A 19,116-nucleotide genomic window follows, 5' to 3' on the forward strand; every position below is an offset into this window, starting at 1 on the left:
CATGAAGCTCGCTGTTGTGGGGGGCGGTTCCACCTATACCCCCGAGCTGATCGACGGGTTCGCGCGGCTGCGTGACACCCTGCCCGTCACGGAGCTGGTGCTCGTGGATCCGGACGCGGAGCGCCTGGAGTTGGTGGGCGGGCTGGCTCGGCGGATCTTCGCCAAGCAGGGCCATGACGGCCGGATCGTCACCACGAGCGATCTGGACGCCGGGGTCGAGGGCGCCGATGCGGTGCTGTTGCAGCTGCGGGTGGGCGGGCAGGCGGCCCGGAACCAGGACGAGACCTGGCCGCTTGAGGGCGGCTGCGTCGGTCAGGAGACCACCGGCGCCGGAGGCCTGGCCAAGGCGCTGCGCACGGTCCCCGTCGTCCTGGACATCGCCGAGCGGGTCCGCCGTACCAACCCGGACGCCTGGATCATCGACTTCACCAACCCCGTCGGCATCGTCACGCGCGCCCTGCTGGGGGCCGGGCACAAGGCGGTGGGCCTGTGCAACGTGGCCATCGGCTTCCAGCGCAAGTTCGCGAAGCTCCTCGACGTCGCCCCAGCCGAGATCCACCTCGACCACGTAGGCCTCAACCACCTGACCTGGGAGACGGGCGTACGGCTCGGCGGCCCCGAGGGCGAGAACGTGCTGCCGCGGCTGCTCGCCGAACACGGCGGTGCCATCGCCGCCGACCTCCGCCTTCCGCGCCTGGTCATGGACCGCCTCGGCGTCGTCCCCTCCTACTACCTGCGCTACTTCTACGCCCACGACGAGGTCGTCGAGGAACTCGCCACCAAGCCTTCACGGGCGGCCGAGGTCGCGGCGATGGAGCGGGAGCTCCTGGAGATGTACGGGGACCCGGCGCTCGACGAGAAGCCGGCGCTGCTCGGCAAGCGGGGCGGGGCGTTCTACTCGGAGGCGGCGGTGGACCTGGCGGCCGCCCTGCTGGGCGGGGGCGGATCGCCGTACCAGGTGGTGAACACGTACAACAACGGCACGCTGCCGTTCCTGCCGGACGACGCCGTCATCGAGACGCAGGCGGCGGTCGGCCCGTACGGCGCGGCCCCCCTGCCGGTGGCACAGGTCGACCCGCTGTACGCGGGGCTGATCGCGAACGTCACCGCCTACGAGGACCTCGCCCTCGACGCGGCCCTGCGCGGCGGCCGCGACCGCGTCTTCGCCGCTCTCCTGGCCCACCCCCTCGTCGGCCAGTACACCCTTGCCGAAGGCCTCACCGACCGGCTGATCGCACACAACCGGGAGCACCTCGCATGGGCCTGACCACCGCCCCCGCCCGAGCACTCCTCGCGATCGACGCCGGAAACAGCAAGACCGACGCCGCCGTCCTCACCCCGGACGGAACCGTCCTCGGAACGGCGCGCGGCGGCGGCTTCCAACCACAGACCGTGGGCGTGGCAACGGCCGTCGACGGACTCGCCGAGATCGTCGGGCGTGCGTGCGCGGCGGCCGGTGCGGCGGTGGAGTTCGCCCACGTCACCGCCTGCCTCGCCAACGCCGACCTGCCCCAGGAGGAGGCCGAGCTCCAGTCCGAGCTGTTGACCCGGGGGTGGAGCGGCTCGGTACGGGTGCACAACGACACCTTCGCCATACTGCGGGCCGGGCTCGACGAGCCGCGCGGGGTCGCGGTGGTCTGCGGAGCGGGGATCAACTGCGTCGGGATGACCCCCGACGGACGGACCGCCCGCTTCGCCGCCGTCGGAAAGATCTCCGGCGACTGGGGCGGAGGTGCCGGACTCTCCTTGGAGGCGCTCTGGCACGCGGCACGGGCCGAGGACGGACGCGGCGAACCGACCGACCTCGCACGCGCCCTTCCCGCGCACTTCGATCTGCTGACCATGGCCGAACTCATCGAGGCACTGCACCTCGGCCACATCCCGCACGAGCGGCGCTACGAGCTGACGCCGATCCTGTTCCGCGTCGCGGCGGCCGGCGACCAGGTCGCCCTGGCCCTCGTCCACCGACTGGCCGAAGAGGTCGTCGCGCTGGCCGCGGTGGCACTCGGCCGACTTGACCTGCTCGACGAGGAGGCCCCGGTGATGCTCGGCGGCAGCGTGCTCGCGGCCCGGCACCCACAGCTGGAGGACCGGATCACCGAACTCCTCACGGCCCGCGCCCCGAAGGCCACGATCCGCTTCGTCACGGCCCCACCGGTCCTGGGGGCGGGACTCCTCGCCCTGGACGAGACGGCGGCACCCGCCACGGCGGCGGCCCGCCTCCGAGAGCACTATCGGGCCTGAGCGAGACGCAGGACGCCGAGGTGAGCTCGTAGAGGAGGAGACGGACGAGGGAGGGACCGCCGAGCCGACGGTCACCTCCCTGCTGTCGGGTCCGGGTTGGAGGGGCTCAGGACGGCTGGTGGGTCCACTTCTGGTTGGCGCCGCCGGTGCAGGACCAGATCTGTGCCCGCGTCCCGTCCGCCGAGCTGTTGCCGGTGACGTCCAGGCACTTGTCGGCGGCCGTGTTGACGACGTCATGGGTGGCGGCGTTGTAAGTCCACCGCTGGGCCCCGGTTCCGTTGCAGGCGTAGAGCTGCACCTTCGTCCCGTCGGCGACCGCGCCGCCGGTGACGTCGAGGCACTTGCCGAGGGCCCGGATCGTGCCGTCGGCGGCCAGCGTCCACCGCTGGGCGGCCGAGCCGTTGCAGGTGTAGAGCTGGACGGCGGTGCCGTCGGCGTTCGACGCGCCCGCCACGTCAAGGCACTTGCCCGCGAGCCCGGTCAGCGCCCCGGCCGGCGCGCCGCCGCCCGGCGCCCCGGACCAGGTGAAGGTGGCGGTGGTGCGGGCCGGCAGGGCGTACGTGAAGGACTGGCCGCCCCAGTCAACGCGTACCGACTGCGCCGAGCCGCCGCCGTTGTGCGCGATCAGCGCCTTGGAGCCGTCGGGGTTGCGCCAGGCCACGTTCTGCACGGTCGCGTTGTCCGTCGAGGCGATGCGGTACGCCCCCGGCCGTACGAACTTGGTGAGGTGCCCCGTGGTGTAGTACTCGATCGTGTAGTCGACCTGCCCGGCCCGGGCACCGCCGTCCTGCACGGTGATCAGCCCGGTGCACGTGCCACAGCCCCCGTTGTGCGGGCCCATGTCCTGGTTGAGCGCCAGGCTCCACTTGACCAGGCTGCTGCTCCAGTTGCGGGCGTAGGAGACGATGTCCTTGAGGTCCTCGTTGTGCTGGTTCGCGATCCAGGTGCCGCCGGAGTGCTCGGTGCTGAACTGCCGTACCGACGGGTACTGGTCGTGGACCTGGCTGCCGACGGCGGGGTCGCCGAAGTAGCCGTGCCAGGCGATGCCCCCGAAGAGGGGGTCGTTGCGGACGCCCGCGTCACCGAGGATCGCCGCCCCGAAGTTGGCGTAGTCGCCGTAGTTCCAGTCGTGGACCAGGACCTTGGTGGTGATTCCGGCGGCCCGGAAGGCCGGGTAGACGTGGTTCTTGGTGAACTCGACGAGTCCGGAGGGGTTCCAGCTCATGCCGGGGTAGTTCATGGCGGTGGGGTTGCCGGCCTGGCAGCAGTTCGGTTCGTTCTGCACGGAGAGGTAGTCGACCGTGACGCCGGCCGCCTGGTAGCTCTGGACGTACTTGACCAGGTACTGGGCGTAGGCCGGGTAGTACTCCCACTTCAGATAGCCCATCTGGTCCATCCGGCCGTTGTCCTTCATCCAGCCGGGGGCGCTCCACGGCACGCCCTTGACCCGCAGCGCCGGGTTGAGCTGCTTGGCCTGCGACGTCAGCAGTCGTACGTTCGTGTCGTAGCCGTTGGCGCCGAAGTCGCTCAGGTCGCAGCAGGTGTCGTCGAGGGAGACGTGGCCCGGACGGGAGAGGTCCGAGGCGCCGATGGGGTTGCGGACGAAGGACAGCCCGATCCCGTCGGACGGCGAGAAGAGCTTGCGCATCACCTCGTCGCGGGTGGTCGCGCTGATCGCCCCGCCGCGCAGGAGATGGGCGGTGGTGTCGGTGATCGAGGCGCCGCCGCCCTCGAACCGTTGATACGTGGTGGACTCGTCGACCGTGATCGTGTGCGTCGCGCTCCCGCCCGAGGGGCCGAAGGCGAGCGGGGCCTGCGGGGCGAGTCCGCGGGTGACGACCCGGCCCCCGCTGTCGGAGGTGGTGGTGAGCCAGACGTCCACTCGTTCACCGGCGGCCCGGGCGGTGCCGGGCGCGGCGAGGACCAGACCCGCCGCCACGAGGACGCCGGCGAGGGGGCCGGCGATGACCCGGGCGAGGAGGGCGGCGGCGGACCGAGGGCGCGAGCGCCCGCGGAGCCGTAAACCGACTGCGTGCTTCTCGCGCTTCTCACACTTCGCGTGCTTGAGGTGCACCTGACAATCCTTTCGTCGAGGCCAGGGCTCGCCCGGGCCGTCACGTCCCTCACCGAACGACAAGACTTTTATCAAGTGGTGAACTTATGAAGATGCCGGGCACCCGTCAACCTCTCCTGCGTACAAGTTCCGAAGACGGTGGCGCCGCGCGGGACCCCTTAGCGGGCCACCGGCCCTGGCGTGTCCAGCGCGATCCGGGCCAGGACGGGAAGGTGGTCGCTCCCGGTGACGGGGAGCGTGCTGATCTCGGGCAGACGACAGCCGCGCGCGAGGACCTGGTCGATGCGAGCCACCGGGACGGCGGCCGGGTAGCTCAGGGCGAGGCCGCGGGCGGGGGAGTTCAGGCGCGAGGTCAGCGGAGCGAGGCCGCGGTCGTCGACGGTCCCGTTGAGGTCGCCCGCCAGGACGACCCGGCCGGACCTCTCCTCCGCCAGGATCCTCCCGAGTCGTTCGGCGCTCTCATCACGCCGGGCGGAGGCGAACCCACCCGGACCGAGCCGGACGGACGGCAGGTGGACGACGTACACCGCGACCGCCCCGAAGGGTGTGCGCACCTCGGCCCGCAGCGCCCGCTGCCACGGCTCGGGGACACTCGCCGGCCTGATGTCCAGGGCCTGGGTGGTGGCGAGCGGATGGCGGGACCAGAGGCCGACGGTGCCCTGCACGGAGTGGTACGGGTACCGGGACGCGAGCTCGCTGCGATAGACAGCCAGGGCCGGATCGACCAGCTCCTGGAGGGCGATCAGGTCGGCGCCGCTGTCGGCGAGGACTCGGGCTGTGCCGAGCGGATCGGCGTTGTCGTCGGCGACGTTGTGCTGCGCGACGGTGAGCTCGCGCGCGCCGGGAGGGGGCGCGGGGAGCAGCAGCGGACCGAAGGCGACGGCCCAGACCACGGCGGGGGCGAGGACGGCGGCGGGAACGGCACGGGACGTGCGGGCCGTACGGGTCGCCCGCACGGCCGCGCAGAGGATCAGCACCACACTGAAAGGGCCGAACCAGAACAGGAAGGTCTCCAGCAGACTGCCCACCCGCCCCGGCGTGTTCGGGACGATGGGGTGCAGCGCGAGCAGCACCGCGGCCGCCACGCCGAGGCCCACGAGCACCCACCCTCGACGCGCTCGCCCGCTCGGCGCCCGCCGTATCCACCGCCGGCGCCCTGCGCCCGGTTCCCCTGCGAGCCCTGCCGCGCCCATCCGCCCCTGCCTCCGTACCCTCGGTTTTCCCCGGTCGTCCACCTGAACAGGACGAATTCGGTCGACGGATGGTTTCCGGCTGGGTGACTGGTCATGCTCCTGATCGGTCAGTCGGACACCAGCGGTGAGCTGAACTACCGCGATCAGATGAATGCGGTGAAGGACTACACCCTCGGCATCCGCGGGATCTGCACCGGGAAGTCCAGGGGCGGCCTGTGTGTTTCGTGGCTCCTGGTTGTCTCGAACAAGAAGGGGCGATCGGAGGCGGACCGGAGGAGGCGCAAGTCTATGGGTGGTCTTGTGGTTCGACGGGGTGGGCAACGCTGAGTTCAGCGGGATGCTCACCGTCGTGAACGTCTCCATGAGAACCCGACTCCGAACGTCTGAGGTCTCTTCATCTGAGACCCTTCGGGTTGATCACCGCCGGGGGAGTAGCGGGTAGCTGTTTCTCCTCTGGCTTTCATTGCCGTTGGAGGGCAACGATAATGTCGAGCTTCTTGGACTGGCAGGACCGGATGCTGCGAGCGGTCTGGCGGCACGGGGAGGAACTCCCCGAGGAGGTGCTGACGTGGATGACCGAGCTGTACGACGAGCGTGGAGAAGTACCGGAATCGGAGTTCTGTGATTCCTGGACCGCGCGAACCTTCTCCATGGCGAGATCAGCGTTCGAGACGGTCAGTAAATCGGTGGAGCAGGACATCGGGAGAGCCACCACCGGCGACGACTTCACTTACCTCACCTACGTGCGCGACCCGGAGATGGGACCGGTCGGCGTGGTCCACATCAAGTCGGCAGAGGTCTCCACACCCGATTCGGCAGACGTTCTGTGCGCCATGGCAGAAGGGGTGCAGGAGTTCGTCATGAGCCACTACTTCGTGGCCTGGCCCGTCTGCGGCGAGCACCGCCGCGGCCTGCATGTCGGTTACGTCCATGAGACCCCGGTCTGGACATGCACGGGGGGAACCGCGGATGGCCACGTGGTGAGGGCGATCGATCCCGACGTTCAGCTGTAGATCGCTGCGGGCTCTTTCTCGGAGGCGGCCACCCATGACTGGAGGTCACTTCTGAACCTTTTCCGCGCTGGTGGTGTTGATCGTGAGCTGGACACGCACGCGTAACGATGAAGACCGTGGCAGCCAGGGAGTCCTTTCCAACCTGCCGACGAGCTGGCTGTTTTGAGGTTTCCCGGTGGTGTTGAATGACGAAGCATGCGCTGGTCCGTCACAGGTCCCGGAGTATGGGTGTCCTGAGCAGGTCCTCCAACCCGGCCCACTCGAAGAGACAGACGGCCAGTACGGCGTGATCCGTGGGGTTCGCCAGCTCCCACTGATTGCTGAACGAGCGGAATCCGACCTCCTCCCCCTGCTCGATAAGTCGGAGGCTGAACGCGCGCGGCACGATCCGGACATCGATCGTGGGTCCTTCGTACGTGACCGATCGGCGAGAGCGCCGTAGCGCGGACGTGCCGGTGAAACGAAACGGTTCCCCGTCCACTTCGCCCTCGCAGCCCTTCCGCATCCGCCTCCGCATCGGCGGCCGCTGTGGCACGAGCCGGTGGACCTGGAGTGCGGCCTCTCCGTCTCGTAGGGACACCGTCCAGCTCTCCACCGCATCGGCATGGTCCTCCGGGCGGGTCCGTGGGCCGCGTTGCCGGATCAGGGTCACCTCTCCGCGAGGAGTGGTGCACCTGGCATGGACACCGGCAGTGATCGCAGGGTTCCTCCACTCTGCGAACGGCATTTCTCGACTCACGCGGAAGTCGTCCATCTAGGCCCCCCGACGGCTCACTTCTTGATCCCGGCTACACCGGCAGCGCTGGCATCATCGCAGAACGCCGCACGCGCGTACGGGTACGCGAAGGAGCCCGAACGGCCGCGGTGCCTCGCTCTCGGCTGTGCTTGTCGAAGGCGCCGGGCTGGTGGCGACGCCCGGCCAAGCGTGACTGGGACCAGCGAGCCCCCTTTCCAAGCTGGGCTGGCTGCAGGCCAATTGGCCTGACAGCGCATGGAAGCCTTGATAGACGGGTCTTCGGCCAGGAGATCTGCTTCCGCCAGAGGCTATGCATGCTTGTCTGCCCGTCTGGGGCCGATGTTTCCCGTTCGGCTGCGACAGCACGGGATCGTCGAAGCCCTCACCGAGCGGTCATCAGAGGCTGGTTGGGCATGGCGGATCATGGCGCTGGCGGCCCCGTCCGCGTACCGCTTCGGGGCCGGCGCCTCAAGCTGGTCCAAGCCCAGGATTGACGATCGCTCGGCCTGTTCCGGCCTGCATTGTCTGACCCTGTTGCGGCGCAGGCTTGATCTGGGGTGGGTGTGTGGCCGGGCCTGTGTGTTGTTCTGGTCTGTTCCGGCGCTGCTTGGGTGTCTTCGCGGTGCCGGTGGGGTTTGTGCGGTCGGTCGGTTCCGTCTTCGGTCGGCCTCGATCCTAGCTCCAGTGGACCTCGAGTGGGGTGTGTTTGGGTGGGGGTTGGGTTCTGTGTGTCGGGGGTTGGGGTGTTATGGCTGGTGGTGGGTGTGGGTGGTGATGTGTTCGAGGGTGGTGCGGAGGGTGGTGATGGTGTGGGTGCCGTAGTGGTGGGCCCAGGTGTGTTCCATGGTGGTGAGGATGCGGTTGGCGGCTTGTTGGCCGGCTTGGCCTTGGGGGGTGAGGCGGATGAGTTTGGCGCGGCGGTCGGTGGGGTCGGGGGTTTTCTCGGTGTAGCCGTGGTGGGTGAGTTCGTCGACGATTTCGGCGATGGCTTGTTTGGTGAGGCCGGAGCGTTCGGCGAGGGTGGTGAGGCGGGTTCCGTCGGGGTCGATGAAGCGGAAGACGGAGCCGTGGCGGTAGCGGATGTGGGTGAAGCCTTCGGCGTGGAGTTGTTGGTGGAGTTGTTCGATGGTGAGGTCTCTGGCCTGGGCGAGAAGGGTAGGCAGCGGGACCCGGGGTGTCGTGTCGGTGGCGCCGGTTGTGTCGGGGGAGTCGGCCGTGTTGGGCGGGCTGGTGGTGTCTGCGGGGCCGGGGGTGGTGGGTTTGGTGGTCATGGGGTGGGGGGCCTTTCCGCCGAGTGGTTTCGTCAGGGGGCTTGACTATAAAGTGGTCTGGTTGCTTGACTAATTCTAGCGGTGTGGGGTTCCCGGCCGCGAGAGACCGTGTGACAGCAGATGCGATGAGGATTGGGGAGAGGTCATGAGTGTGACGGAGAACAGCGGCCGGGCCGAGGGTAGGGTTGTTGTGGATGCTGCGGCGTTGGCCGCGTTACGTGGGCGGGTGACGGGCCCGGTGCTGGTCGCGGGGGATGAGGGGTATGACGAGGAGCGTGCGGGGAATCAGACCGCGCGTTCGCACCGTCCCCAGGTCCTCATCGGCGCCGCGGGGCCGGGGGATGTGCAGGCGGCGGTGGAGTTCGCCGCCGCCCAGGGCCTTGCCGTCGCGGTCCAGGGCACCGGGCACGCTCTCGCGGCGGTCGCGGCGGAGGGCGGGGTGCTGATCAACACCTCTCGCATGACGGAAGTACGGGTCGACGCCGGCGCGCGGACGGCGTGGGCGGCGGCGGGTGTGTCGTGGAACCAGGTCATCCAGGAAGCCGCGGAAGTCGGCCTCGCGCCGCTGGCGGGTTCGGCCCCGGGTGTCGGTGTCATCTCCTACACCCTGGGCGGCGGCCTCGGTGTCCTGTCCCGCCGTTACGGCTACGCGGCCGACCATGTCCGCCGGATCGAGGTGGTGACCGCGGACGGACAGCTCCGTACGGTGACCGCGGAGTCGGACGCGGACCTGTTCTGGGCTTTGCGGGGCGGCCGGGACAATTTCGGTGTCGTCACCGGTATCGAAGTCGACCTGTTTCCCGTCCCCACCCTCTACGGCGGCGGGTTGTTCTTCGACTTCTCCCAAGCCCAGGAAGTCTTCGACACCTACGCCGCCTGGTCCGCGGGCGTACCGGAGGAGATGACCTCCTCGCTCGCCGTCATCTTCTTCCCCGACGCACCGGTCCTCCCGCCGCCGCTGCGAGGCCGGCACGTCGTCCACGTCCGCATCGCCTACTCCGCCGACGACCTCGGCCCCGGCAAGGACCTGATCGCACCCCTGCGGGCACTGGGCCCGTTCAACGACACCGTCCGCGAACTCCCCTACGCCGAGATCGGCACCATCCACAACGACCCGCCCATCCCCGGCGCCGCGGAATCCGTCACCACCATGCTCCGCGAACTCGACACGGACGCGGTCCGCGCACTGCTCGAACTCGTCGGACCCCACGTCCCCGTCCCCCACGTCGTCGAACTCCGCCACCTCGGCGGCGCCCTCGCACGCCCCGCCGCTGTCCCGAACGCGGTCGGCAACCGTGGCGCGCAGTACCTGTTGAACGTGGTGTCCCGTCTGGAGCGGGCCGAGCTCGCCGACATCCAGCCCGCGCACGACCGGATCCTTCAGGCTTTGGAGCCGTGGAGCACCGGCGGGCGGGCGCTGACGTTCCTCAACGGCCGCCGCGACACCGAGCATGTCCGTTCCGCTTACGAGCCTGACGACTACCGGCGCCTGACGGAGCTGAAGGCGGTCTACGACCCGCAGAACCTCTTCCGCCTCAACCACAACATCCCCCCGGCCACCTAAAACAGGCCGGCCCGCCGCCGCTGGGTACTGCCCGCGGGCGAGCGGGAACAGCGGTGACCTGCCCCGGGCGGGGCTGTCCACGGCCGCGTGCCGGGACAGCCTGCCCGGGGCACTTCGTCTGTGGACGGCCTGTTGGCGGCGGGCCGCGGGGGTGGTGGCCCGCTGGTGCACGGCCACCGGTTCCCTGCTACTGGTTTGCCGTTGCCGTTGCCGTTGCCGTTGCCGTTGCCCAGTCAGCCGGCCTCGTGAGAGTGCGGTCGGTCCAGGGCGGGGCCATAGCCCATCGCGCAGCGACGTCCGCCCGTCGGTGCACACGCTGAAGTGCGGGCGTGGGGGAACAGGGTTGCGAGGTGGTCGGGAGCTGCGGTGAAATCTGGCGGCCTGTGTACCTGTGGCCTGGGCGGGGAGGGATCGGTTCATTGACGGGTCGACAGCGCTGGATGGCTTGCTGCAGCAAGCGCACGTGGTCCAGGTCAGCTCAGTGAGCGGGTTCGGGGCGGTCGGAGAGATCCGGGTGGACCTCTCTGATCCGGCGGAGTCGGTTCAGCTCCGGACGGCCATGTCCGTTGAATCGCTGCCCGGGTTCCACTGCATGTGTCTTGGGGACGTCCGCTTCGAGGTGTTCGACCAGGACGGTGAGCGGCTCGCAGTCGCAGTCCTGCATCACGGGGCGACACTGAGGTGGGGGCAGTGGGAGAGTGACGCCGTCCTGGCCGACGGCCGCTTGCTCCTGGCCTGGCTGGCCGGGCACGGCATGCCCGGCCCCCTGCAGCAGTCCGAGGCCGACCGGCTACGGGTGGAGGAAGGCGCCAAAGAGGAGCGCAACTGGCTGGCCGCGGTGCCCGCCGGACTGGAGGGGACCGCCGACCGGATCCTCGCCCTCTCCCGCACCGGCGCCATGCCCTCCCCCGAACTGCTCGCGGAACTCACGCACCGACTGCAGCTGACGCTCCCCGACCCGGTGGAGCGGGTGCTGGCCCTGCTCGACTGGTACGGCTCCGGAAGCGGGCGCTGCTCCGGCTACCCCCTCCACGAGAGCGTGCCTGGCGAACTGCTCGGCAGAATACCGATCGCCGACCTGCTCACCGCCCTGGCCGACCCGCGGGCCGAGGAACGGCACGACGCCGGGGCCGTGCGGCATCTGGTGGGCTGGAAGACACGCCCGCACCAGAAGCGGGACCTCGCCGGCCTGCCCGAACCACTGCGCGCCCGACTGCTGGCGCACGCCCGCCGCTCTGGAGACTCCGACAAACAGGGCCGCGCCGAACGGTGGTTGGCACCGATGAAGGCCTGAGAACCCGGGTGGCCCTGGCTTCCCGACCTGCGCACGGCCACCTTCAGTGTGGGGATGCATCGCTGTATTCCATTGGCCACGTTCGGGTGTACGTCGACAACAAGCTCTTCGGCATCGATGTCGGGACGGCCACCGCCTGAATCTGCGGCTTCATCCCGCACGGTCGGGCGAGGGCTGAAGCCCTCGCCCGACCGTGGCAACGGTGTCAGCTCTCCTCGACCAGCTCGTCGAAAGCCTGGACTAGAACGATCACCCGTTCCTGATGTTGCCACCGTTCCACATTTCGTCACGGACTGCAGAGCACGATGCTCTCGGCCTCACGCAGGGAGCGAGGGCCGGCGCCCAGCGACTCTCGCGCGATCAGAATCGAATCCATCACAGGTCCCGGCTTGCTGCGGGGCTGAGTACCTTCATGCAGGAGCCAGCGGGCCGCCGAGTAGTCTTCGGATCATGTGGAGAGAAGCGGCCCATGAGGTCTTTCCTGGGGCAGGGTTCCGGAGTCCTGCGAAGGTGACGGCCCTCGCTGACGCAGAGCGCCTTCTCGGGCGCGGGCTGCCTGCCGAGCTGAGGCAGCTGCTCCTGGAAAGTGATGGGATCATCGGGCATACCGCAGTGGATACCGTGTGGGCCGTCGAGCGGATTGCCGAGCGGAATCTCTTCTTCCGGTCTGATAGGTCCTTCGCCCAGCTGTATATGCCCTTCGACGCTCTTCTCTTCTTCGGGGACAACGGAGGTGGGGACCAGTTCGCGTTCGTACAGACACCGCAGCGGCCGGACATCTTCGTCTGGGAGCACGAGACCGACAGCCGCAGGTGGGTGGCAGGAGACCTGAGAGACTACCTTGGCCGTTCGCTTTCCGAGGGCGGCGACGCCTGGTACCAGTAGGCCGTCGGATTGGTCCCGGACCGCTGACCGGGCGGCTCGCAATTCGGACCTCGCAGACAAGGGAATTGAGACGGAGGCGCCCTGCCGGGGCAGTTTCGACCACCTTCGCGGCCCACGTTGTCCGTGGTCAGGACGGTGCCGGTGAGGCAGTCGTCGATGGGGTGGGGGGCGGTACTGGATCTTGAGAGTACTTCGCTCTGTAGACGAGCCCGTACCCCAACACCCACCTGCGCTCGCGCGGAGAGCACTTGCCGATCGGGCTGACGATCCTGGTCGCCACCGACCCGCCTCCGTTCGCGCGGAGAACACGCCGGCCCCGTGTTCGCGGATCCCGCCTGCGACGACCCACCTCCGCTCGCGCGGAGAGCACCGCGCCGAGGTCAAGGCCGGCATGGCGCACGTCGACCCACCTCCGCTCACGCGGAGAACACATGCCAACACCGCCCGTCTTGTCGTGGTTCAGCAACCCACCTCTGCTCGCGCGGAGAGCAATGCTGCTCGTCCATGGCGAGTTCGCCAGTGTGCGACCCACTTCCGCTCGCGCGGAGAACCCTTCCACAGGGCTTCGTCGGGGACGCCCAGAGCCGACACACTTCCGCTCAGGCGGAGGACACAGGACGACGTTGAGGTGGGACTGGGCGGTGGAAGACCCACCTCCGCTCGCGCGGAGAGCACGAGGCAGCAGAGGACGCATCACAGCCGGTTCCCGACCCACCTCCGCTCGCGCGGAGAGCACCGCTGGACCTCGCCGCCGCCTGTGGCCCACTCCGACCCACCTCCGCTCGCGCCGAGAGCACTCGCCGCCGGAGACGTACGGGACGCCCTTGTACGACCCACCTCCGCTCGCGCGGAGAGCACTGGCTCGCGGACGCCGCGAAGGCCGGCCAGGACGACCCACCTCCGCTCGCGCGGAGAGCACACCTGACCGGCGGCGACCTGATCGACGGCTGGCGACCCACCTCCGCTCGCGCGGAGAGCACCATGCGGCGCCGCCCGTGAGCCACTGGGTCACCGACCCACCTCCGCTCGCGCGGAGAGCACCGTTGCCCGGTCGCGGGCGAGGATCGCGGCGGCGACCCACCTCCGCTCGCGCGGAGAGCACTCTGGGCCGGATCCAGCACCCCGTACCAGTGGCGACCCACCTCCGCTCGCGCGGAGAGCACTCGACGCGATGGTCGCGGATGATCTGCCGGACCGACCCACCTCCGCTCGCGCGGAGAGCACAGAACGTGCGCTGGCAGGACAGGTCGTCGTCGTGACCCACCTCCGCTCGCGCGGAGAGCACGCTCCGCGACGACGAACCCCTGCGGCGGCCGTAGACCCACCTCCGCTCGCGCGGAGAGCACGAACAAGCCGAGAAGCGCGGGGGACCGAAGTACGACCCACCTCCGCTCGCGCGGAGAGCACTAGTCGACGCACAGCGTCAGGCCCGGGAGTTGCGACCCACCTCCGCTCGCGCGGAGAGCACGGCGGCGACGTCTTCAAGGTCGAGGCGCCCCGCGACCCACCTCCGCTCGCGCGGAGAGCACTTGGTGTTCGGGAGCGGGCCGAGCGGCTCACGCGACCCACCTCCGCTCGCGCGGAGAGCACAACACCTCCGGCCGCCCGGACCCGGACGCCGTCGACCCACCTCCGCTCGCGCGGAGAGCACCCACGGAAGCCGTAGTCGTCGACCGACCCTCCCGACCCACCTCCGCTCGCGCGGAGAGCACCTGTCCCCCGACCCCTCTGCGGTCTGGGCGGCCGACCCACCTCCGCTCGCGCGGAGAGCACAACGAGCGGGCCTCCCTTGGCACATCCGGCATCGACCCACCTCCGCTCGCGCGGAGAGCACAGGTCGTACATCGACTCGATTGCGGCCAGCGTCTGACCCACCTCCGCTCGCGCGGAGAGCACGTCATTGCGGCCGAGGAGGCAGCCGAACGCTGCGACCCACCTCCGCTCGCGCGGAGAGCACCCGGGCTCTTGGGCTGGAGGTCGCGGTGGCGCCGACCCACCTCCGCTCGCGCGGAGAGCACGCCGACGCCGTGGAACGCACGGAGCGCAAATGCGACCCACCTCCGCTCGCGCGGAGAGCACTGATTACCGACCAGGACATCGCCCGCATGCTCCGACCCACCTCCGCTCGCGCGGAGAGCACTCATCAACTCCGAGGCCGCACACGACCCCGAGCGACCCACCTCCGCTCGCGCGGAGAGCACTCGCCTGGTCTACCCCGAAGAGGCCGCCGGTACGACCCACCTCCGCTCGCGCGGAGAGCACCCTCCCGGACTCCTGGGCCGCTGCGCGCGCTGCGACCCACCTCCGCTCGCGCGGAGAGCACCAGACCCTCCGATTCAGGGAAACGCCGCCCTGCGACCCACCTCCGCTCGCGCGGAGAGCACGACTGGGCGTAGTCCCAGATGTCGCGCATGACCGACCCACCTCCGCTCGCGCGGAGAGCACGGCTGGCTGTCGCTCTCCGGCTGCAGCTCCATCGACCCACCTCCGCTCGCGCGGAGAGCACCCGGACGGCAGCCGCCCGGCCCCCTCGGCCGCCGACCCACCTCCGCTCGCGCGGAGAGCACCCCTTCAGCACGGCGAGCGCGCGCGACACGGTCTGACCCACCTCCGCTCGCGCGGAGAGCACCGGGCGGCTACCTGTCCAAGCTCCTGCGGAAGCGACCCACCTCCGCTCGCGCGGAGAGCACCCTTCCTGACCTGCAATCCTAAAGGGTCTTTGCCATTTCTTGGTTCTGTCTCCTGAAAGCCATCAGGGTGAGGCCGTCGAAGTCGAGGGGTACGCGGCGATGGTTGCCGACGGTTCGGAGACTGAAGCCTTGTTCGTTGGCGGCGGGGTAGGCGAGGACGGCAGTCCCGTCGGCGGTGGACGCGGTGACGGAGGTCCAGAGTTCGTCGCGGACGCGGGCTGAGACGGTGCCGATGTACAGCTCGGGGGTGACTTCGAGGAGCCAGCGGGTGAGGGCGCCGCGGAGGTGGTCGGGTACGGCTGTGGCGGCGATGACGATCATCGAGGGCATGGGGGTGGGGTTCTCCGGGGGACGCGGTCAGGGGGCGGGGGTGTGGTTGGTGCCGCCGGGGACGGTGCCTGTGATCGGGTCCCAGAGGTCCACGAGTTGTTCCTCGGGGTCGGGGAGGTCGTGGGTCTGGTCGGGGGCGAGGAGGGTTTGGATGTCGGTGACGATGCGGGGGAGGAGTTTGAACAGTCGTAGGCCGTCGCGGAAGGAGCGGCGGGCCGCGGCTTCCGGGTCGGGTGCGTTGTGGAGGGAGAAGGCGAGCGGGATGGTGAGGTCTGCTTTGTAGAGGTCGGCGACGTCGTAGACGAAGGCCTGCTGGTTGCCGCTGTGGACGAAGCCGAGGGCGGGGGAGCAGCCGAGGGCGAGGATTGCGGCGTGGACGATCCCGTACAGGCAGGTGTTGGCGGAGGAGAGGGCGAGGTTGACGGGGTCCTGGGTGTCCCAGGAGGCCGGGTCGTAGGCGCGGCGGAAGCGGCCGATCTTGTACTGGCGGGCGAGGAGTTGGTACAGGGCTTTGACGCGCTGACCTTCGAGCCGCGTAGTTGGTTGAGGCTGCTGCCGGCGGGCACGGTGCCGACACCGAAGCGTTTCTCGTACATGGTGGTGGCGACGGCGAGCCGTCGGGTGTCGTCGGCCCAGGCTCGTGTCTGGTGTTCCAGCCAGGTGGTGGTGAGGGAGTCGGGCACGGTGGCGGAGTAGCAGCGGACGCCGCCGGCGCCGGTGATCAGGACGGTGGTTCCGTGGCGGGCGAAGGTGGCGAGCGCGCGGGCGGTGATGGAGGTTCCGGGGCCGAGGAGGACGCAGGAGAGCGCGGCGGTGGGGAGGTAGACGGTTTCCGTGCCGCGCCGTTCGCTGGTGACTTCGGCGCAGACGCCGGTGTCGTCCTGGTGTATTCGGACGATGTCCAGGTAGAGGAAGGACAGGGAGTCCGCGACGCGGGGCAGCATGGCGACGGTGGGCGCGGCGAGACGACGCCGCCCGTGGGAACGGGCGGCGTTCGACTCCGGGGTGGAGGCGGTCATCCAGGGTTCCTGGCGGGGGCGATGGTGAGGAGGCCGCATCCGTAGGCCTTGCCGCGGCCGATTCCCTCGGTGATCTTCGTACGGAGCAGTTCGGGGTCCTGGATGGTCGCGGTCCCCTCGAAGCGGGTGCGGGCGTGGCGGACGAGGGCGCCGGTGGTGGTTGTGCCGCGTTGCCCGTGGCGTCCGCCGGCGGCATCGAGGGAAGCGGATTCGATGGTGTGGGGGGTGAGGCCGGCGGCTTGGGCCTGGCCTTCCCACCAGGTGTCCGCCGCCGCGCCATGGAGGGGAACGACGGCGGGGAGGTTGTAGTGGGCACGGGTGGTGTGTCCGGGACGGCGGACGGCGTTGGCGACGCAGCGATAGCGGACGGTGAGGCCGGGGCGCAGCGCGTCGAGGAGCGCGTCGAGGGGGCGGGTGAGGCTGGCTCCGTAGTTCTCGGGGAGTCGCGAGAGGTCGGGCTCGTGGGTGCTCTGCATCAGCAGGTGCAGTCCGTGGGGGGTGTCCTCGGTGCGGAAGAGCACGTTGAACCGGGCCCGCGGGTCGGGTCCGGCATTCGGAGGGAAGAGGGCCATGAGGCGCTGGTGGAGCGCGAGGCCCAGGCGTGTGCCGGTGGTGTCGCTGCGGGCCTGGGCCGAGCGCGGGTCGGGGGCGATGCGGGTGAGCCAGACGGTCACGGACGTCTCCCTTCCAGGGGCTTGGGCAGGTGGCGGGTCAGATAGGTGGTCAGGGCGTCGAGTTGCTGTGTGCCGAGGCCCGCGTACTGCTCGGCGGGCAGGTGCAGGGAGCGCCGGTAGAGGGGGCGGGCCCGGTAGTCGCGGCGTGTGGTGTGGAAGGTGAGCGGTTCGTCCGTGGCCTGCCCCGAGGCATGGGCGCCGTCGCTGGCGTCGGCAGTGAGCAGGGCCTCGGGGACGGGCAGGGTGTGTAGTGGTCGGTCGGAGATGAACTCGACGCCCGCGGGCGTCGGCGACATCGCGGCCAGGGGGAGGCGGACCAGGTGGTGCAGGGCGTCGTCGGCACGCGTCAGAAGGAGCGGACCCTCCGGTGGGCAGGAGCGGCGGCCGAGGTAGAGCGGCCACTGCGGAAAGCGCAGGGCACTCTCGCAGCAGGCGAGCAGGTCGTGGGCTTCGGCGCGCTCCGCTTCCGTACTGTCCGGGGTGTGGGGTGTGGTGAGGGCGATCGTGAAGGCTGCGTCGGCGAGGTAGTGGCGGTGGCTGAGGAGTGTGGTGGTCTCGCCGCTGCGCTTCTTGCCCTCTGCGGTGGTGACGGTGGCCTTGGCGGGCAGACCGCCGCCGACGGTGTGCAGGTCGCGCAGACGGACGCCGGGTCGGTCGACCCGTACGGTCAGCGACAGGCGGGTCAGGTCGGCGATGGATTCGCCGCGGCGACGGCCGAGGGCGGCGGCCAGCAGGCCGATGACTCCGGAGCGGGTGGGGAAGGCAGCGGTGTCACGGTCGGTGAAGTGGCTGTGTTCGCCCCAGGACTGCAAAGGGGCCGTCAGCCGCAGCAGAAGGCCAGACTCGGGCGGGGGAAGGTCGCGGCCGCTCATGCGCTGGGGGTTCCGTCCGCTGCGGTGGTGAGCGCGGTGGCCAGAGTGGTCTCCAGGAGCTCGTCGAGCGAGCCGTAGCGGATACCGAGACCGGGCAGGTCCTTGGAGGCGAGGTTGAGGAAGCCGGAGGTGAGGATCCGGCCGTTGCCGAGCATGGCGTTGGCTGCCTGGGCGTAGGCGCTGAGCTGGTCGGCGGAGGGCTCGGCGAAGCCGCTGCTCTCGGTGGCGCGGACCGGCTTCTCGAAGGCGCCGGCGTAGGAGAGGGGACGGTCGGCCCGCACGGAGAGGTGGATCAGACTCGGCAGAGTGTGCGGCGCGGTGGAGTTCTTCTTGGCCCGGGGTACGGATTCGATGAACGCGGACAGGAAGGCTGCCGTGAGTTCGCGCAGCGCGTCCGGCTCGTCGCCGATGTTCGCCGCCAGGTCACGGAGGTCTACGGTGGCGTACCGGTAGAAGGTACCGGCACTGAACTCGGCGTTGCCCATGTGACCGCTGCCGGTGCTGTCCTTCCAGACCGCGGTGATGTCGTCGACCGCGCTGAAGTAGTCCACCTCGACGTCCGTGGGGTGCGTTGTCATGGCGTGGGCGACCTGGACGGCGCCGTCGACACCGGCCTCGTCGACCTCGGCGAGCATCCGGCCGAACAGGTTGATCACCCCGTTGCGGGAGCGCAGGACGGCCTCGACGCGTTCCTTGGGCAGCACGCTCTTGTCCGCCGGCTTCTTGATGTCCTTGGCTGCCTCCAGTTGTGCACGGAACTCCTCGGCCAGATCTGCGAGTTCGCCCACAGCGGTCTCGGGGACGTACACCATGGCGTTGGTCAGGACCTTGTTGGCGATGGCCTGCTTGTCCTTGTCCTTGGCCAGTTCGAACTTGATGCTGCTGCCCGCCGCGAGGTGGCCGCCTGCCCGCAGCGCCAGGTCGGCCGGCCACCCCCGCTCCTCCAGCTCACGGGCGACTCGCTCGCCGATGCGCCGGGTACGAAGGGCGGCCTGTCCGATGAGTTCCTGAAATTCCTCGCGTGCCGCGCGCTTCCAGCACTGGCTGCTGACCCGCGTGCGCAGCGTGCCTCCGTACTGCACGGTCTTGACGGCGTTCGCATCGTCCCTGTTCAGGTTGGCGAACGGGACGGGGTGAAGGATGTGGACGTCGATGAAGCGGGCGGCGGTGCGCGATGTCATGGCTGGTCGCAATCTGTGGTGGTGGTCATGCTTTGTGGAGTGCGGCGGAGAGCCGGTGGTGACCCGGGTCGGCGAG

The 19,116-nt window shown here is 69.7% G+C and carries 13 protein-coding genes, 1 pseudogene and 1 CRISPR repeat array; of the genes and pseudogenes, 6 read left to right on the forward strand and 8 right to left on the reverse strand.

Features of this window, described 5'->3' with window-relative positions:
* Position 1: 1 nt before the first annotated feature.
* Together ACFC0Z_RS06200 and ACFC0Z_RS06205 are read left to right on the forward strand one after the other, a co-directional pair.
* Complete coding sequence (locus tag ACFC0Z_RS06200; protein ID WP_376433217.1) at positions 2–1,267, forward strand: 6-phospho-beta-glucosidase; 1,266 nt, start codon at positions 2–4, stop codon at positions 1,265–1,267.
* On the forward strand, positions 1,258–2,244 hold the full coding sequence (locus tag ACFC0Z_RS06205; protein WP_376433219.1) for an N-acetylglucosamine kinase: 987 nt from the start codon (positions 1,258–1,260) through the stop codon (positions 2,242–2,244). Before ACFC0Z_RS06200 ends, ACFC0Z_RS06205 begins: the two co-directional genes overlap by 10 nt.
* A 106-nt stretch (positions 2,245–2,350) precedes the next feature.
* Here the strand turns inward: ACFC0Z_RS06205 and ACFC0Z_RS06210 are convergent, their stop codons facing one another.
* Together ACFC0Z_RS06210 and ACFC0Z_RS06215 are read right to left on the reverse strand one after the other, a co-directional pair.
* The gene (locus ACFC0Z_RS06210) at positions 2,351–4,210 is read right to left on the reverse strand and encodes a ricin-type beta-trefoil lectin domain protein (protein WP_376433497.1); all 1,860 of its coding nucleotides are present in this window, start codon (positions 4,208–4,210) and stop codon (positions 2,351–2,353) included.
* 266 nt (positions 4,211–4,476) lie between these two features.
* Positions 4,477–5,421: an endonuclease/exonuclease/phosphatase family protein gene (locus tag ACFC0Z_RS06215; protein WP_376433221.1), complete on the reverse strand. Its 945-nt coding sequence runs from the start codon at positions 5,419–5,421 to the stop codon at positions 4,477–4,479.
* A 587-nt stretch (positions 5,422–6,008) separates the two neighbouring features.
* Here ACFC0Z_RS06215 and ACFC0Z_RS06220 point away from each other — a divergent pair.
* Positions 6,009–6,524: a hypothetical protein gene (locus ACFC0Z_RS06220; RefSeq protein ID WP_376433223.1), complete on the forward strand. Its 516-nt coding sequence runs from the start codon at positions 6,009–6,011 to the stop codon at positions 6,522–6,524.
* Positions 6,525–8,006: 1,482 nt separating this feature from the next.
* On the opposite strand, the gene ACFC0Z_RS06225 is transcribed toward ACFC0Z_RS06220, so the two are convergent.
* The gene (locus ACFC0Z_RS06225) at positions 8,007–8,531 is read right to left on the reverse strand and encodes a MarR family winged helix-turn-helix transcriptional regulator (RefSeq protein WP_376433225.1); all 525 of its coding nucleotides are present in this window, start codon (positions 8,529–8,531) and stop codon (positions 8,007–8,009) included.
* A gap of 205 nt (positions 8,532–8,736) precedes the next feature.
* On the opposite strand from ACFC0Z_RS06225, the gene ACFC0Z_RS06230 reads away from it, so the two are divergent.
* The 3 genes from ACFC0Z_RS06230 to ACFC0Z_RS06240 all read left to right on the forward strand — a co-directional run bounded on the left by ACFC0Z_RS06230 (position 8,737) and on the right by ACFC0Z_RS06240 (position 12,274).
* Positions 8,737–10,095 carry an FAD-binding oxidoreductase gene (locus tag ACFC0Z_RS06230; protein WP_376433227.1) on the forward strand — a complete coding sequence of 453 codons (1,359 nt, stop codon included), beginning with the start codon at positions 8,737–8,739 and terminating at the stop codon, positions 10,093–10,095.
* 592 nt (positions 10,096–10,687) lie between these two features.
* Positions 10,688–11,389, forward strand: a complete 702-nt coding sequence (locus tag ACFC0Z_RS06235; protein ID WP_376433229.1) for a hypothetical protein — start codon at positions 10,688–10,690, stop codon at positions 11,387–11,389.
* A 450-nt stretch (positions 11,390–11,839) separates the two neighbouring features.
* On the forward strand, positions 11,840–12,274 hold the full coding sequence (locus ACFC0Z_RS06240; protein WP_376433231.1) for an SMI1/KNR4 family protein: 435 nt from the start codon (positions 11,840–11,842) through the stop codon (positions 12,272–12,274).
* A 219-nt stretch (positions 12,275–12,493) separates the two neighbouring features.
* Positions 12,494–14,964: a CRISPR direct-repeat array (repeat unit 25 nt; unit sequence CGACCCACCTCCGCTCGCGCGGAGA).
* An 18-nt stretch (positions 14,965–14,982) separates the two neighbouring features.
* Here the strand turns inward: ACFC0Z_RS06240 and cas2e are convergent.
* The 5 genes and pseudogenes from cas2e to cas7e all read right to left on the reverse strand — a co-directional run bounded on the left by cas2e (position 14,983) and on the right by cas7e (position 19,040).
* Entirely contained in the window at positions 14,983–15,294 is a 312-nt protein-coding gene (gene cas2e / locus ACFC0Z_RS06245) for a type I-E CRISPR-associated endoribonuclease Cas2e (RefSeq protein ID WP_376433233.1), read from the reverse strand.
* A 27-nt stretch (positions 15,295–15,321) separates the two neighbouring features.
* Positions 15,322–16,238 (reverse strand): annotated as a pseudogene (cas1e, locus tag ACFC0Z_RS06250) (type I-E CRISPR-associated endonuclease Cas1e).
* A 71-nt stretch (positions 16,239–16,309) separates the two neighbouring features.
* Positions 16,310–16,987, reverse strand: a complete 678-nt coding sequence (gene cas6e / locus ACFC0Z_RS06255; protein WP_376433235.1) for a type I-E CRISPR-associated protein Cas6/Cse3/CasE — start codon at positions 16,985–16,987, stop codon at positions 16,310–16,312.
* On the reverse strand, positions 16,984–17,859 hold the full coding sequence (cas5e, locus tag ACFC0Z_RS06260; protein ID WP_376433237.1) for a type I-E CRISPR-associated protein Cas5/CasD: 876 nt from the start codon (positions 17,857–17,859) through the stop codon (positions 16,984–16,986). The genes cas6e and cas5e overlap by 4 nt, the downstream gene beginning before the upstream one ends.
* The gene (gene cas7e / locus ACFC0Z_RS06265) at positions 17,856–19,040 is read right to left on the reverse strand and encodes a type I-E CRISPR-associated protein Cas7/Cse4/CasC (protein ID WP_376433239.1); all 1,185 of its coding nucleotides are present in this window, start codon (positions 19,038–19,040) and stop codon (positions 17,856–17,858) included. The genes cas5e and cas7e overlap by 4 nt, the downstream gene beginning before the upstream one ends.
* Positions 19,041–19,116: the final 76 nt, after the last annotated feature.

The organism is Streptomyces sp. NPDC056144 (assembly GCF_042264145.1).
Taxonomy (GTDB): Bacteria; Actinomycetota; Actinomycetes; order Streptomycetales; family Streptomycetaceae; genus Streptomyces.